The organism is Aeromicrobium sp. EU05-FHT14F07 (genome assembly GCF_058790455.1).
Genome location: NZ_JBYTCR010000006.1, coordinates 71,278 through 85,395 on the forward strand (window position 1 = coordinate 71,278; position 14,118 = coordinate 85,395).

Sequence of the window (14,118 nt, forward strand, 5' to 3'; positions counted from 1 at the left end):
AGACCCCGCGTGTTTCCTCTCATCCGGACTTTCACCGTCGGTACCGGAGTTCCACCGGTTCAACCTCACCTCGAGAGGTGAGGGTCGCGGACTGTCACCGCCGGTTCGGACTTGCACCGACCCCGGAACACGCGAGCTGTTGCTCGTTCGTGGACAGTCTAGCCAGGCGTGACGCAGCGACGGCCACGTCCCACGCTACGGACGTCCCGCACCGTCAGGCCTGGACGTCGCGGGGCTCAGTGGGCGCAGGCGCGGGTCGCGAGGTCGCGCAGGGTCTCCACCATCGCGCCCGGGTCGTCGGCGCCGAAGACCGCCGAGCCGGCGACGAAGGTGTCGGCACCGGCCTCGGCACACCGCTCGATGGTCTCGACGGACACCCCGCCGTCGACCTGGAGCCAGACCTCTCCCCCGCTGGCCGCGATGAGCTCGCGCGTGCGGCGGATCTTGGGCAGGCAGAGGTCGAGGAACTTCTGACCGCCGAAGCCGGGCTCCACCGTCATCACGAGGATCATGTCGAGCTCGGGCAGCAGCTCGGCGTAGGGCTCGATCGGGGTCGCCGGCTTGAGTGCCATGGACGCCCGCGCGCCCTGGGCGCGGATCTCGCGGGCCAGCCGCACCGGTGCCGCCGCGGCCTCGACGTGGAAGGTGATGCTCCCGGCGCCGGCCTCCGCGAACGCCGGCGCCCAGCGGTCCGGGTCGGCGATCATCAGGTGGGCGTCGATCGGCTGCTCCGCGGCCCTGCTCAGCGCCTCGATGACCGGGGCGCCCAGGGTGAGGTTGGGCACGAAGTGGTTGTCCATCACGTCCATGTGCAGCCAGTCCGCGGTCGGGATGCGGGCGGCCTCCCCCGCGAGGTTCGCGAAGTCGGCGTTCAGCAGGCTCGGCGTGATCTGGATGGCCATGGCCGACAGCGTAGTGGCGCTGGCACCGACCCAGCGGTCCGGTGTACCGTCGACCCACACCGGCTCGGGAGGTCCCATGTCCAGCTCGCTCGTCGTCCTCGTCGCGGTGGTCGCCGTGGCCATCCTGCTCGCCGCGGTGATCGTGCGCGCCCGGCGCGCTGTCCGCACCTCGCGCAGAGAACCGACCGAGCCGATCGACCGAGCCGAGCTGCAGGCGCGGCAGCGGTCGGTCGGTGGTGCGGGTCGCACGGAGCACGGGTACGGCGTCGACCGCACCTACGGCGGAGGCGGGTCGTCCTGACCCGCTAGCGACGCCGCAGGAGGGCGAGGAACATCGCGTCGGTGCCGTCGCGGTGCGGCCACCAGCGGTGGACGCCGACGAGGTCGGCCACGCCGGGCCCGACCGACTCGACGACCTCGAGGGTCTCCTCGACGAGCGGCGAGCAGGTGGCGTAGCCGACCAGCCCGCCGGGCCGCGTCAGCTCGACGGCGCGGCGGAGCAGGGACCGCTGCAGCGGCACGAGGGACTCGAGGTCCTCGGGCGTCCGGCGCCAGCGCGACTCGGGTCGCCGACGCAGCGCGCCGAGACCGGTGCAGGGAGCGTCGACGAGGACACGGTCGAAGGAGCCGGGCTCCCACGGCCCCTCGCGACCGTCGTGCACGGTGACCTCCCCCACGTCGGGGAGGGCGCGCAGGCCGCGCCGGACGAGGTCGGCACGGTGCGGCTGCACCTCGTTGGCGACGAGGTGTGCGCCGCGCTGCGCGGCCAGCGCGCCCAGGAGCGCGGCCTTGCCGCCGGGTCCGGCGCACAGGTCGAGCCAGCGCGCGTCGGTCCCCTCGAGAGGCGTTTCGGCGAGGGTGAGGGCCACCATCTGCGAGCCCTCGTCCTGCACGCCCGCGCGACCGTCGCGGACGGCGGCGACGTCGCCGGGGTCGCCACCGTCGAGCACCCGTGCGTACGGCGAGACACGGCCGGGCTCGCCCGGCAGGTCGTCGGGGTCGACGAGCCCGGGGCGAGCCACGAGCGTGACCCTGGGAGGACGGTTGTCGGCCTCGAGCAGGGCGTCGAGCTCGTCGGCCGCGTCGACCGCCCGCAGACCCGAGCGCAGCGCCCGGACGACCCACACGGGGTGCGAGCGGCGGACCGCCAGGGCGTCGTCCGGCGCGAGGTCCTGGGTGAGTCGCTCGACCCACGTCTCGAGGTCGTCGGCCGCGACCTTGCGCAGCACCGCGTTCACGAGACCGGCCGGCTTGTGCCCGACGACGCGACGGACGAGGCTCACGCTGGTCGAGACCGCCGCGTGCGACGGCACGCGCATGGACAGCGCCTGGTGCGCGCCGAGGCGCAGCACGTCGCGCACCTCGGGGTCGAGGGGACGGCCGACCAGCGAGTCCAGCACCGCGTCGTACGTGCCGCGCATCCGCAGCGTCCCGTGCACGAGCTCGGTGGCGAAGGCGGCGTCGCGGCCGACGAGGCCCCGCTCGCGCAGGAGCTGCGGCAGGAGCAGGTTGACGTAGGCGTCGCGCTCGTCGGCGGCACGCAGCACGTCGTAGGCGACGCCCCGCGACGGGTCGCTCACGCGAGCACCGTCCCCGGCTCGATCGACGTGCCGCGCGCCCAGTCCGCCGCAGCCATCGGCTTCCTTCCGGTGGGCTGCACCGTGCCGAGCACGACGTCGGTCGTGGCGGTGCCGACCCGGACCTCGCGACGCCCGGCCTGGACCTCCCCCGGCCGCAGCGTGTCGTCGGACGTCGGCATGACTGGTCCGAGCTTCAGTCGCTGGTCCTCGAGGAGCGTCCAGGCACCCGGAGCAGGCGTGCAGCCGCGCACCTGCCGGTCCACCGCGAACGCGGGTCGGCTCCAGTCCACGTGCGCGTCGTCGGTGGTCAGCTTCGGCGCGTAGGACACGCCGTCCTCGGGCTGGGCGACGGCGGCGATGTCGCCGTCCTCCACGTGGTCGATGGCGTCGACGAGCAGGCGCGCTCCCTCGTGGGCGAGCCGTTCGAGCAGCGTGCCCGCGGTGTCGTCGTCGCGGATCCGCTCGGTGATCGTGCCCAGCACCGGTCCGGCGTCGAGTGCCTCGACCAGGCTGAACACGGTGGCACCCGTGATCTCGTCGCCGGCCATGATGGACCGCTGCACGGGCGCGGCACCTCGCCACGCGGGCAGGGCCGAGAAGTGCAGGTTGAGCCAGCCGTACTCCGGCACGTCGAGCGCCTCCCGCTTGAGCAGGGCGCCGTAGGCGACGATCGGGCAGCAGGCGGGCTCGATCTCGCGGAGCCGCGTGAGGAACGCCGGGTCGTCGGCACGCGCGGGTTTCAGGACCTCGATCCCGAGCTCCGCCGCACGTGCTGCGACCGGCGAGGGGTGCAGGGTGCGACCGCGGCCCTGGCGCGCGTCGGGTCGGGTGACGACGGCGGCGACGTCGTGCCGGCTCCCGACCAGCGCCTCCAGGGACGGCAGGGCGGTCTCGGGGGTACCTGCGAACACGATCCTCACGTCGGCCGAGTCTAGGTGCTCGCCACGACCGCACCGGCGGCGCGTGGCAGCGCCCGACCTCAGAAGGCGTGCGGGTCGACCCGCACGCGCAGCGGCGGCAGCTTGGCCGCCGAGCGCGCCGCCTGCACGTCCTTCAGCGCCGCGGCCAGGCCCGGGCCCTCGCGGCGCGGTGCCCGGAGCACCAGACGCTCGTGGGCGGGCTCGCCGGGCCGGGCCGACGCGGGCACGGGACCGAGCACCTCCGTGGCGGGCGTCCAGCGGGCGTCGACGAGCGGGGCGACGTCGGCTGCCGGGCCCTCGACCACGGCCACCCGCGCGACCGGGGGCAGGTGCGCCTCCGCGCGCTCCGCCAGCTCCCGCTCGGCGAGACCGGCGGGGTCGGCGCGCACCAGCCCCTGGAGCAGCGCCGGGTCGCCGACCGCCACCGCGTCGGCCCGTTCGCGTGCCAGCGCGAGAGCGTTGAACCAGCGTCGGTGCGCCTCCTCCAGGACGCGCAGGTCGTCGCGGCCCAGCGCGAGCCAGGTGTCCATGAGCACGACGAGCGCGTAGCCTCCGGCCACCCGCGGCTCGGCGCCGGGCGTGGCCAGCACCAGCACGTCGCCCTCCGGCGCCACGGCGAGCACGTCGGCGCCACCGGACGTGACGACCTCGCGACCTGGGAACGCCGCGGCGTACTCCTCGGCGGTGCGCAGCTGGCCGACGACGGGTGCACGCAGCCGGTGCGACCCGCAGGTGCGGCAGGTCCAGCGCGGGGCGGGCGTCCCGCACCACCGGCAGGCGGGCGAGGCGTCGCGACCGGACTGGGCGAGCGGGCCCTCGCACGCGGTGCACCGGGCCGGGGTACGGCAGTCCTGGCACGCGAGCGACGTGCGGTACCCCCGGCGTGGCACCTGCACCAGCACCGGACCCTCGGCCCGGCGCACCGCGGCGAACACCTCGTGCGGGAGACGCGCGGGAGCGCCACCGGCGACGCTGCCGTCGGTGACCGAGAGCCGCGGCCAGGCCCGGCGCCGGGTGACGGCCTCGGCCCGCACCGAGCGTGCCCAGCCCGAGGCGACGAGCGACTGGCCCTCCGCCGTGCGCGCGTAGCCCGCGAGCAGCAGCGCCGTGTCCTCGCGGACCGCACGCGTGAGCAGCACCTCGCGCGTGTGCAGGTACGGGGCACGGGGCTCGACGTAGAGGTCGTCACCGTCGTCCCAGAGGGCCACGAGCCCGAGCCGCCGCACGGGCGCGAAGGCCGCGGCGCGCGTGCCCAGCACGACGGACACCTCCCCCCGGGCCACGGCCAGGAAGGCCCGGTAGCGCTCGGCGGGCTTCTGCCCGGACGAGAGCACCACGTGCCGACCCTCGCCGAGGACGGAGCCGAGCACGGCGTCCCAGTGGTCGAGGTCGCGCGCGTCGGGCACGCACACGACGCTGCCGCGCCCGGAGCGCAGCGTGGCCAGCACCGCCTCGGCGACGGCGACCGCGGGGTCGCGCAGCGGGAGGGCCTCCCACACGACGCGTGGCGCTCCCCCGGACTCCAGCGCGGCCAGGAGGGCGGGGCCGTCCGGCCAGAGGTGCCATGCCTCGTCGTCCACCTCGGGGCAGGGACCGTCGGGCGCGGGCGTCGACGGACGGGCCTCGACCCGTGCCTGGCGGGGCGGGACGGCGAGGCGCAGCACGTCGGACAGGGTGCCCGCCCAGCGGTCGGCCACCTCCCGCGCGAGGCCGAGCACCTCCGGGCTCAGCACCGGCTCGGCCGAGACGACCTTCGCGAGCGGGGCGAGGCGGCCCTCGTGGGACGACGACCCGCCCAGGCCGACCACGTAGCCGTCGGTCAGGCGACCGGCGAAGCGCACCTTGACCCGGCAGCCCGGCACGGGCTGCGGGTCGAGCTCGGCGGGCACGGCGTAGTCGAAGAGCCGGTCCAGGTGCGGCAGCGGCGTGTCCACCGCCACCCGTGCCACCAGCACGGGGTCGGCGGGCGCGGTCTCCGCACCGTCCTGCGGGCGCGGCGACGGCTCGGGCGACGGCGGGGCCGCGAGGAGCTCGAGCTGGTCGCTGGTGGTCACGCCGTCTGTCTACCAGTCGGCCCCGACGGTCCCCACGACCCGGCCACGACGACGAGACGCCGCCCCCGGTGGGGACGGCGTCTCGTGCGGTGCGACGGCCCGGGGGCCGGTGCGCTCAGTCCAGCAGGCTGCGCAGGACGTACGGCATGATGCCGCCGTTGCGGTAGTAGTTCGCCTCGCCGGGGGTGTCGATGCGGACGACCGCGTCGAACTCGACGGCGTCGCCGCCCTCCTTCGTCGCGACGACCTTGACCGTCCGCGGCGTGCGGCCCTCGTTGAGCTCCGTGACGCCGGTGACCGAGAAGGTCTCCTCGCCCGTGAGGCCCAGCGACTCGGCGTTCTCGCCCTGCGGGAACTGCAGCGGGAGGACGCCCATGCCGATGAGGTTCGAGCGGTGGATCCGCTCGTAGGACTCGGCGATGACGACCTTCACGCCCAGCAGCGCGGTGCCCTTGGCCGCCCAGTCGCGCGACGACCCGGAGCCGTACTCCTTGCCCGACAGCACGACCAGCGGGACCCCGGCGGCCTGGTAGTTCTGCGACGCGTCGAAGACGGTCGTGACCTCTCCCCCGGCCGTGAAGTCGCGCGTGAAGCCACCCTCGGTGCCCGGCGCGATCTGGTTGCGCAGGCGGATGTTCGCGAACGTGCCGCGGATCATGACCTCGTGGTTGCCGCGGCGCGAGCCGAGGGAGTTGAAGTCGCGCGGCTCGACGCCCTTCTCCATCAGGTACTTGCCGGCCGGGCTGTCCTTCTTGATGGCGCCGGCCGGGCTGATGTGGTCGGTCGTCACCGAGTCGCCGAGCTTGAGGAGCACCCGGGCGCCCTCGATGTCGGTGACCGGCTCGGGCTCCAGGCCCATGCCGTCGAAGTACGGCGCCTTGCGGGCGTAGCTGGAGTCCTCGTCCCAGGCGAACGTGTCGCCCTCGGGCGTCGGCAGGTTCTGCCAGCGCTCGTCACCGGCGAAGACGTCGGCGTACTCCTTGCCGAAGGTGTCGCTGGTGATCGAGGAGGCGATGACGTCCTCGACCTCCGACGGCGACGGCCAGATGTCCTTGAGGTACACCGGGTTGCCGTCGGTGTCCTCGCCGAGCGGCTCCGTCGTGATGTCGACGTCCATGGAGCCGGCGATCGCGTAGGCGACGACCAGCGGCGGGGACGCCAGGTAGTTCATCTTGATGTCGGGGTTGATGCGACCCTCGAAGTTGCGGTTACCCGACAGCACCGAGACGACGGCGAGGTCGTTCTCGTTGACCGCCGCGCTCACCTCGGGGATCAGCGGGCCGGAGTTGCCGATGCAGGTCGTGCAGCCGTAGCCGACGAGGTTGAAGCCCAGCTTGTCGAGGTAGGGCGTCAGGCCGGAGCGGTCGTAGTAGTCCGAGACGACCTTCGAGCCCGGGGCCAGCGTGGTCTTGACCCACGGCTTGCGCGAGAGGCCCTTCTCGACGGCCTTCTTCGCCAGCAGCGCGGCGCCGATCATGACCGACGGGTTCGACGTGTTCGTGCACGACGTGATGGCGGCGATGGTGACCGCACCGTGGTCGAGCGTGAACGTCTGGCCGTCGATCGTGACCTCGATCGGGTTGCTCGGGCGACCGCCGTCGGCAGGGACGCACGACAGGTAGTCGCGCGAGGGCGTGGTGCCCTCGGCGTCCGAGGCCGGCGGGTCGGACGCCGGGAAGGACTCCTCGAGCGCCTCGTCGTACTTGCCGCTGGTCGCCTCGGCGTCCTCCTCGACGTACGCGTTGAGCGCGCCACGGAAGCCCTGCTTGGCCGAAGTGAGCTCGACACGGTCCTGCGGGCGCTTCGGGCCGGCGATCGACGGGACGACCGTCGAGAGGTCGAGCTCGAGGTACTCGGAGTAGCGCGGCTCGTGCTCGGGGTCGTGCCACAGGCCCTGGGCCTTGGCGTAGGCCTCGACGAGCGCGACCTGCTCTGCGCTGCGGCCGGTGAGCTCGAGGTACTTCGTGGTCTCCTCGTCGATCGGGAAGACCGCGATCGTGGAGCCGTACTCGGGGCTCATGTTGCCGATCGTGGCGCGGTTGGCCAGCGGGACGGCACCGACGCCGGAGCCGTAGAACTCCACGAACTTGCCGACGACGCCGTGGTCGCGGAGCATCTCCGTGATCGTCAGCACGAGGTCGGTCGCGGTGGCACCCTCGGGCAGCTCGCCGTGCAGCTTGAAGCCGACGACGCGCGGGATGAGCATGCTGATCGGCTGGCCGAGCATCGCGGCCTCGGCCTCGATGCCGCCCACGCCCCAGCCGACGACGCCGAGGCCGTTGACCATGGTGGTGTGGGAGTCGGTGCCGACGCAGGAGTCGGGGTAGACCGTGCCGTCCTTGTCGAACACGACGCGCGCGAGGTGCTCGATGTTGACCTGGTGCACGATGCCGGTGCCCGGCGGGACGACCTTGAAGTTGTCGAAGGCGCCCTGGCCCCAGCGCAGGAACTTGTAGCGCTCGCCGTTGCGCTCGTACTCGATCTCGACGTTGCGCTCGAACGCCTCGGGCGTGCCGAAGACGTCGGCGATGACGGAGTGGTCGATGACCATCTCGGCGGGCGCGAGCGGGTTGATCTTGGACGGGTCGCCGCCGAGGTCGACCATGGCCTCGCGCATGGTGGCGAGGTCGACGACGCACGGGACGCCGGTGAAGTCCTGCATGATCACGCGCGCCGGCGTGAACTGGATCTCCTGGTCGGGCTCGCTCGACGGGTCCCACCCGGCGATCGCCTTGATGTCGTCGGCGGTGATGTCGGCCCCGTCCTCGGTGCGCAGCAGCGCCTCGAGCAGGACCTTCAGGCTGAACGGGAGCGTGGCGACGTCGAGGCCGTCACCCTGCACCGCGTCGAGCTTGAAGTACGTGTAGCTGGCGTCGCCTACCTCGAGCGTCTGCTCGGCGTTGAAGCTGTCGACCATGGCTGTCTCCTTCGCGTCGTGTTCCATCCTGCCGACCGGACCGCCGGGCTGCCAGGTCAGGTGCGCCTTACCTGACGGCCCTCCGGCTGCCGCGAGACGTGCGCCGCGGGAGCTGCCGGTCGAGAAAGTCTCTTGATATCAAGATACACGATGTCAAGAGGAATGTCCGGCGACGTGAGGAGCGGTGGCTCAGAGCAGCCCGGGCCAGCGCCAGAGGAGCGGCCACATGAACGCCAGGTGCGCCGCGCAGACCGCCAGGACGCCCACCACGCCGACCGCGTCGAGGACGACCAGGGCCCGACGCCGCGGCGCCGACGTCGCCGCACCGTCGCCGTGGGCGCGGACGACCTCCGTGCCGGCGACGCGGTCGAGCACCCCGCGGTGCATGCCGACGAGCAGCGGGACGAGCAGCGCCAGGAGGCCGAGGTAGGCCGCGAACCCGAGGTGCCAGGCGTCCGGGGTGGCCGTGCGCAGGACAGTGGGGAGCCCGATGGGCACCGCGGCCACGGCGAGGTCGAGCAGCACCGCGGCGGCCAGACCACGCAGCAGGCCCCGAGCAGCACCGGTGGGCCGCCCGTCGGACGTGCGGACCACGAGCAGGCCCTCGCGGTGCTTGCCGATGCTGTGTCCCCGCAGGCCCTGCCGCAGTCCGTTGTTCCACAGCACGAAGAGCTCACCGGCGACGAGGCCGCCGAGCAGCAGGCCGTCCGAGCGGCCGAGATCCCAGACGTCGCCCGTCGTCGCGCTGCCGAGGATCCGGGCGACCACCACGAGCAGCGCCCCCGCGCTGAAGGCCACGCAGAAGAGCAGCACGTCCTGGGCGAGCGCCGAGCGACGCAGGTCACCGACGGTGCGTTCCTCCTCGCCGAGGTCGGACGCGGGCGAGAGGTCCTGGGAGTCGTTCATCGCATCGCTCCGATCCAGCGGGCGGCCGCGCGGCCGTCGCGCACCCGACTCTCCCACGTCATGCCCACGGCGAGCATCGACACACCGGCGACGGCGATGAGGATCCACCGTGGGAGCGCCACGGCGACGGGACCGAGCTGGACGAGGAGCAGCAGCCCCACGAGGACCGCACCGGCGACGAACGGCGCCAGCCAGCGCAGCCGGACCCCGACGGCCAGGACCGCGAGGGAGACGAGTCCCAGCGTGAGCCCGCGCGGGCTCGCGGGGGCCAACAGGGCTTGCGGCAGGCTGGGCAGGAGCCCGAGCACGAGCCCCGGCCCGAGCGCGACCAGCGTGCTGCGCGGCGGCTCCGATCGCAGGAGCACCCACACGCCCGCACCGAGCAGGACGAGCGCGAACGGCACCGTGTAGGCCTCCACGACGCCGACGTCGCTGGCGACCAGCCTCAGCACGTACGCGAGACCCAGCGGCGCGGACGCCGCCCAGCGCAGGACGGCACGGTCGGGGACGAGCAGCGACACGAGCACGAGGGTCACGCCCAGCAGGGTGAGGAGGAGGGCGAGCCAGCCCAGCGAGGTCGTGCCGGCCGCCCAGAGCAGCGTGACGAGGACCGCGGTGGCCGTGGCCAGCTCGACGCCGCGGCGTCCGCGACGGTCGTCGAGGAGCGCGGACGCCGCCGCCAGGACCACGAGGGCCGCCAGGAGGACCGTGAGCGAGGCGAGGGTCGCCGGCGCGCCCACGAGCGCGAGCACCGGGACCGTCGAGGCGACCGCGGTCACGGACGCGGCCGACGCCGCGAGGTCGCGCCACGGCGGCCCGTCGTCCGGCACCGCGCAGGCCGCGAGGAGGATCGCGGCCACCGGCCACGCGGCCACCGCGGTCTCCCACTCGCCGATGCACCCGGCCACGGCGGCGGCCGCCAGCACCCCGCCGACTCCCCGCAGCACGGCGCGGTCCCCGACCAGGAGCGAGACCATGACGGCGGCCGCGGCGGGCAGCAGCAGGGCCGCGACCAGCCACACGACGTCGGCCTCGACGACGGCGGCGCCGACCACCACGCCGCCCAGGGCCAGCAGGCCCGAGCCGATCTCGACCCCGATCCGGCCGGTGCGGTCCCGCAGGACGGTGCCGGCGAGGACCAGGGCGAGGGCGGCCGACCCGGAGAGGACGACGCCGGCCGCACCTGTGCCGACCTCCGCCAGCAGCACGGGGGGCACGGTCACCAGCCCCACGAGCACGGTCGCGACGGCAGCCGCCGACTCCTGCACCGGTGCCGGCCGTGCTGCGCGGACGGCGGCCAGGCCCACGACCGCTGCGGCGCCCCATACCCACCACGCGGTGGACCAGTCCCCCGCGACCACGAGGTCCGCGACGACGGCAGCCGTGGCGGCCAGGGCGGGGTGGACGACGCGGCGTCCGTGCGGCGCGGCCGCGACGAGCACCAGGGTCGCCCCGACCGCCAGCGCGGCGAGCGCCCCGGCCACGGGGCCGACCTCGGCCGCACTCGTCGCGACGGTCACGAGCAGTGCGGCCGCGACGCCGGTCTCGACTCCGGTGCGCCGAGCGTCGTCGCCGACCAGGAGCACGCCGACGACGAAGGTGGCGACGAGCGCGGCGACGAGGGCGGCCAGCCGGACCTGCGCGTCGCCGTCCAGGGCCACGACCAGCGCCCCGGCGGTCCCCGGTCCCCAGGCGGCGGCCAGACCGAGCGCGACGGGACTCCCCGGGCGAGGCGCCCGCACGAGCGCGACGAGCACGAGGGCGAGGGTCGCGGCAGCCCACACGACGACGCACGCCCACGGTGCGTCGAGGGCCAGCACGGGAGCGACGCCGACGGTCGCGACCGACGTCCACCACCAGAGTGTGGGCGACCGTCCCGCCGGGCACGTGAAGGTCGTGACGGCCCAGAGCACGAGGCCACCGGCGACGACGCTCCCCGCCAGGAGCACCGCGGACGGGCCCGAGTCGGCCAGCACCGACCAGGCAGTCACGACCGCGACGCTGGTGGCCGCGCCCGGCGCCCAGGCGCGCAGGTGCCGTGTGACGCGCCAGCGTGCCAGGCCGAGGACGACCAGGGTCGCCGCGGCGCCGAGGACCCACGCGAGCCAGGGCCGGTCGGTGCCCGGGACGTCGAACGTCGTGAGCGGGCGGTCGATACGGGCCCCGCCGGTCGTCGAGAGCGCCTCGCCGACCACGGCCAGCAGCTGCGCTCCCCACGGGAAGAGCGCGAGGGCCACCAGGAGCGAGGGCACGATGCCCGCGGCGCGGGCCCCGCGTGCCCACGGTCCATCGCCCGGGACCCATGCCGTGGGGACCGCGACAGCGGCGAGCACGAGCAGGGCGCCGTACTGCGGTGCCGCCGACCAGGCGGGCAGGGCCGCCAGCAGGGTGAGGGCCGCGACAGCGGCTGCGGCTGCCACCGTCCGCAGGACGGCTGGCAGCCGGCTCCACGACGCCACGCCGGCGGCGGTCGCGCCGACGATCGCGAGCGGGACGCCGTGGGCGCCGCCGACCAGGTCGGCGAGTGCGGGGTGCGCGGCGGCGTCCGCGACGGCGAGGACCACCGCCACGACAGCGGCGACCCCACCGGCACCGACAGCGACCCAGGCCCCCACCCGCGCCGTCGCCCGGTGGAGCGCAGCGCCGGCGACCAGCGCGACGACGAGCGCCGCGGTCGCGGACCAGAAGGGTCGGGCGCCACCGTCGTCGACCACGACGGCCACCCGGACGGCGGCCGCGGTGCCGGCGAGCCCGCCGAGCACCGAGACGACGACCAGCTCCCGTCCCTCGTCGAGCGAGCGCCGCCCGAGCCGGACGATCCCCGCCACCGCGAGCACGACCAGGCCGCACCACAGCAGGTCCCACGGAGCGCCCGGCACCGTGTCGAGACCGAGGAGTCCCTGGTCGCGCGCGGCGAACCAGTCGAGCGTGGACAGGCCGAGGAACACGGTCCACAGCGCCTCGGCCGACGCCCGCAGCCGTCGGCGCGTGACCACGGTGGCGACGGCGCCCGCCGCGGCCGTCGCCGCGAGCAGCACCAGGGCTCGGCCGAGGATCCCCATGGGTCCCCAGTAGACGGTGATGAAGATGGCGCCGGCCACGATCAGGGCGAGGGCGCCGAGGGCGAGCAGGACCGTGCCCACGGAGACGGGGGTGCGCGGGGTCGTCGCTGCCACGGAGTCGACGGTGGGCACGGAGTCGACGGGGGGCACGGAGTCGACGGGGGGCACGGGCGAGGCCGGTGCCGGGACCGGCTCGACGGCAGGTGGGGCGGCCGGCGAGGGCGGTGTCATGGACGGGAGCCGGGCCACGGACGGGGCCGGCGACGGGACGGATGCCTTCTCCGCCGGGACCGGATCCGCCGCCGTGACCCTGGGCGGTCGGCTCGCCGCACGGGCTCGGTCGAGGTCACGGTCGACGCGCAGGAGCTGGTTCCAGAGCCGTCCCGCCTCCGCCGTGCGCAGGTCGAGGCCGCAGCGTGCGCAGACGCGGGCACCGGCGAGTCCCGCCCTGCAGTCGGGGCAGACGGTCGGGTCGGCGTAGGCCATGGCGACACCCTGCCCGTCCGGACGGTCCGCGGACAACCTCGGCCGGCCCCCGGCGGTCAGTCGACGCGGTCGAGGACGGCCACGCACTCGACGTGGTGCGTCATGGGGAAGAGCGCGAACGCCCGCAGCGGGCCGAGCCGGTACCCGTGCTCGGCGAAGGTGGCGACGTCACGGGCGAGGGCCGCCGGGTCGCAGGCGACGTAGACGACGCGGCGGGCGCCGAGGGCTGCGACGCCGGGCACGGCCTTGCGCGCCCCGGTGCGGGGCGGGTCGAGGACGACCACGTCGACGCCCGCCCCGAGCGCAGGATCGCGGCGCAGGGCGCCCTCGGTCGAGTCCGCCACCAGACGCACCTGGCTCCGACCGTGCAGCGACCTGCGGGCGTCGCGCGCACCCTGCCGGTCGGCCTCGACGCTGACGACGAGCCCGTCCGGCCCGACGGCGTCGGCGAGGAAGGCGGTGAAGAGCCCCACCCCGGCGTAGAGGTCGGCGACCCGGTCGCCGGGGCGCGCGTCGACTGCGCCCAGGACCGCGTCGACGAGGGTCCGTGCCGCCTCGGGGTGCACCTGCCAGAAGCCGGAGCCGGTGACGGTGAAGTCGTGCGGTGCGACGTGCTCGGTGAGCCGGGTGCCGCCGGCGCGGCGGTGACCGTCGGTACCGGCCACGCCGTCGACGTCGAGGTCGGCGGGCACGGCCGCGTCGGTGACGAGGAGGCGCTGTCCCGTCGAGGAGACGATGGCCTCGATCGGCCCGGTGTCCCACCGGTGCGATGTGACGTCGGGCAGGTCGGGGTGCGCGATGGGGCAGTGCTCGACGGGTACGACCTCGTGAGACCGGTGCTTGCGCAGGCCCGGCCTGCCGTCGGGCGTGGTCGACCAGGTCACGCGGGTGCGCCACCCGAGGGTGGGTCGGACCTCCTCGACGACGACGTCGCGCTCGATGCCAGCGAGTCGGCGCAGCTGCTCGGCGACGACGCCGGCCAGCAGCCGACGCTGCGCCGCGGGGTCGACGTGCTGGAAGTCGCAGCCTCCGCAGGTCCCGGCGAGGGCGCAGGGCGGCTCGACGCGGTCGGGCGAGGCCTCCAGGACCTCCACCGCGTCGGCACGGAGGAACCGCTTGGTGGTGTCGGTGACGCGGATGCGGACCCGCTCCCCCGGCAGGCTGTGGCGGACGAAGACCACCTGCCCGTCCAGCCGCGCCACGCAGCTTCCGCCGTGGGCGACGGGCCCCACCTCGACCACGGGCAGACCTGACTCGCTCACGCCCGACCACCTCGCACGGGCCCACGAGC

9 protein-coding genes and 1 riboswitch are annotated in these 14,118 nt (G+C 74.9%); of the genes, 1 reads left to right on the plus strand and 8 read right to left on the minus strand.

Translation table 11 applies throughout. The features are described from left to right. Positions 1-7: 7 nt before the first annotated feature. Positions 8-135: riboswitch (FMN riboswitch) on the minus strand. Positions 136-236: 101 nt separating this feature from the next. Continuing rightward, positions 237-902, minus strand: coding sequence for a ribulose-phosphate 3-epimerase (rpe, locus tag AC3WRM_RS07675; RefSeq protein ID WP_492247589.1), 666 nt, complete (start codon positions 900-902; stop codon positions 237-239). A gap of 76 nt (positions 903-978) precedes the next feature. Between rpe and AC3WRM_RS07680 the strand changes: the two genes are divergently transcribed. Beyond that, positions 979-1,203, plus strand: coding sequence for a hypothetical protein (locus AC3WRM_RS07680; protein WP_492247588.1), 225 nt, complete (start codon positions 979-981; stop codon positions 1,201-1,203). A gap of 4 nt (positions 1,204-1,207) precedes the next feature. Here AC3WRM_RS07680 and AC3WRM_RS07685 read toward each other — a convergent pair whose 3' ends face one another. The 7 genes from AC3WRM_RS07685 to AC3WRM_RS07715 form a co-directional block, all read right to left on the minus strand. Beyond that, positions 1,208-2,482 (minus strand): RsmB/NOP family class I SAM-dependent RNA methyltransferase, encoded by a 1,275-nt coding sequence (locus tag AC3WRM_RS07685; RefSeq protein ID WP_492247587.1) that lies wholly within the window; start codon positions 2,480-2,482, stop codon positions 1,208-1,210. Continuing rightward, positions 2,479-3,402, minus strand: a complete 924-nt coding sequence (gene fmt / locus AC3WRM_RS07690) for a methionyl-tRNA formyltransferase (RefSeq protein WP_492247586.1) — start codon at positions 3,400-3,402, stop codon at positions 2,479-2,481. Before fmt ends, AC3WRM_RS07685 begins: the two co-directional genes overlap by 4 nt. A gap of 59 nt (positions 3,403-3,461) precedes the next feature. Then, on the minus strand, positions 3,462-5,456 hold the full coding sequence (locus tag AC3WRM_RS07695) for a primosomal protein N' family DNA-binding protein (protein ID WP_492247585.1): 1,995 nt from the start codon (positions 5,454-5,456) through the stop codon (positions 3,462-3,464). Positions 5,457-5,571: 115 nt separating this feature from the next. Next, positions 5,572-8,373, minus strand: coding sequence for an aconitate hydratase (locus tag AC3WRM_RS07700; RefSeq protein WP_492247584.1), 2,802 nt, complete (start codon positions 8,371-8,373; stop codon positions 5,572-5,574). 189 nt (positions 8,374-8,562) lie between these two features. Then, positions 8,563-9,279 carry a hypothetical protein gene (locus AC3WRM_RS07705; RefSeq protein WP_492247583.1) on the minus strand — a complete coding sequence of 239 codons (717 nt, stop codon included), beginning with the start codon at positions 9,277-9,279 and terminating at the stop codon, positions 8,563-8,565. Further along, positions 9,276-12,827 (minus strand): SCO7613 C-terminal domain-containing membrane protein, encoded by a 3,552-nt coding sequence (locus tag AC3WRM_RS07710; RefSeq protein WP_492247582.1) that lies wholly within the window; start codon positions 12,825-12,827, stop codon positions 9,276-9,278. The genes AC3WRM_RS07705 and AC3WRM_RS07710 overlap by 4 nt, the downstream gene beginning before the upstream one ends. Before the next feature lie 56 nt (positions 12,828-12,883). Then, positions 12,884-14,089: a class I SAM-dependent RNA methyltransferase gene (locus AC3WRM_RS07715; RefSeq protein WP_492247581.1), complete on the minus strand. Its 1,206-nt coding sequence runs from the start codon at positions 14,087-14,089 to the stop codon at positions 12,884-12,886. Positions 14,090-14,118 lie beyond the last annotated feature (29 nt).

Excerpts from the sequence above, each read along its gene's own strand:
- AC3WRM_RS07705 (WP_492247583.1), bottom strand. The coding sequence starts at position 9,279 with ATGAACGACTCCCAGGACCTCTCGCCCGCGTCCGACCTCGGCGAGGAG.
- AC3WRM_RS07680 (WP_492247588.1), top strand. The coding sequence starts at position 979 with ATGTCCAGCTCGCTCGTCGTCCTCGTCGCGGTGGTCGCCGTGGCCATC.
- AC3WRM_RS07710 (WP_492247582.1), bottom strand. The coding sequence starts at position 12,827 with ATGGCCTACGCCGACCCGACCGTCTGCCCCGACTGCAGGGCGGGACTC.
- rpe (WP_492247589.1), bottom strand. The coding sequence starts at position 902 with ATGGCCATCCAGATCACGCCGAGCCTGCTGAACGCCGACTTCGCGAAC.
- AC3WRM_RS07700 (WP_492247584.1), bottom strand. The coding sequence starts at position 8,373 with ATGGTCGACAGCTTCAACGCCGAGCAGACGCTCGAGGTAGGCGACGCC.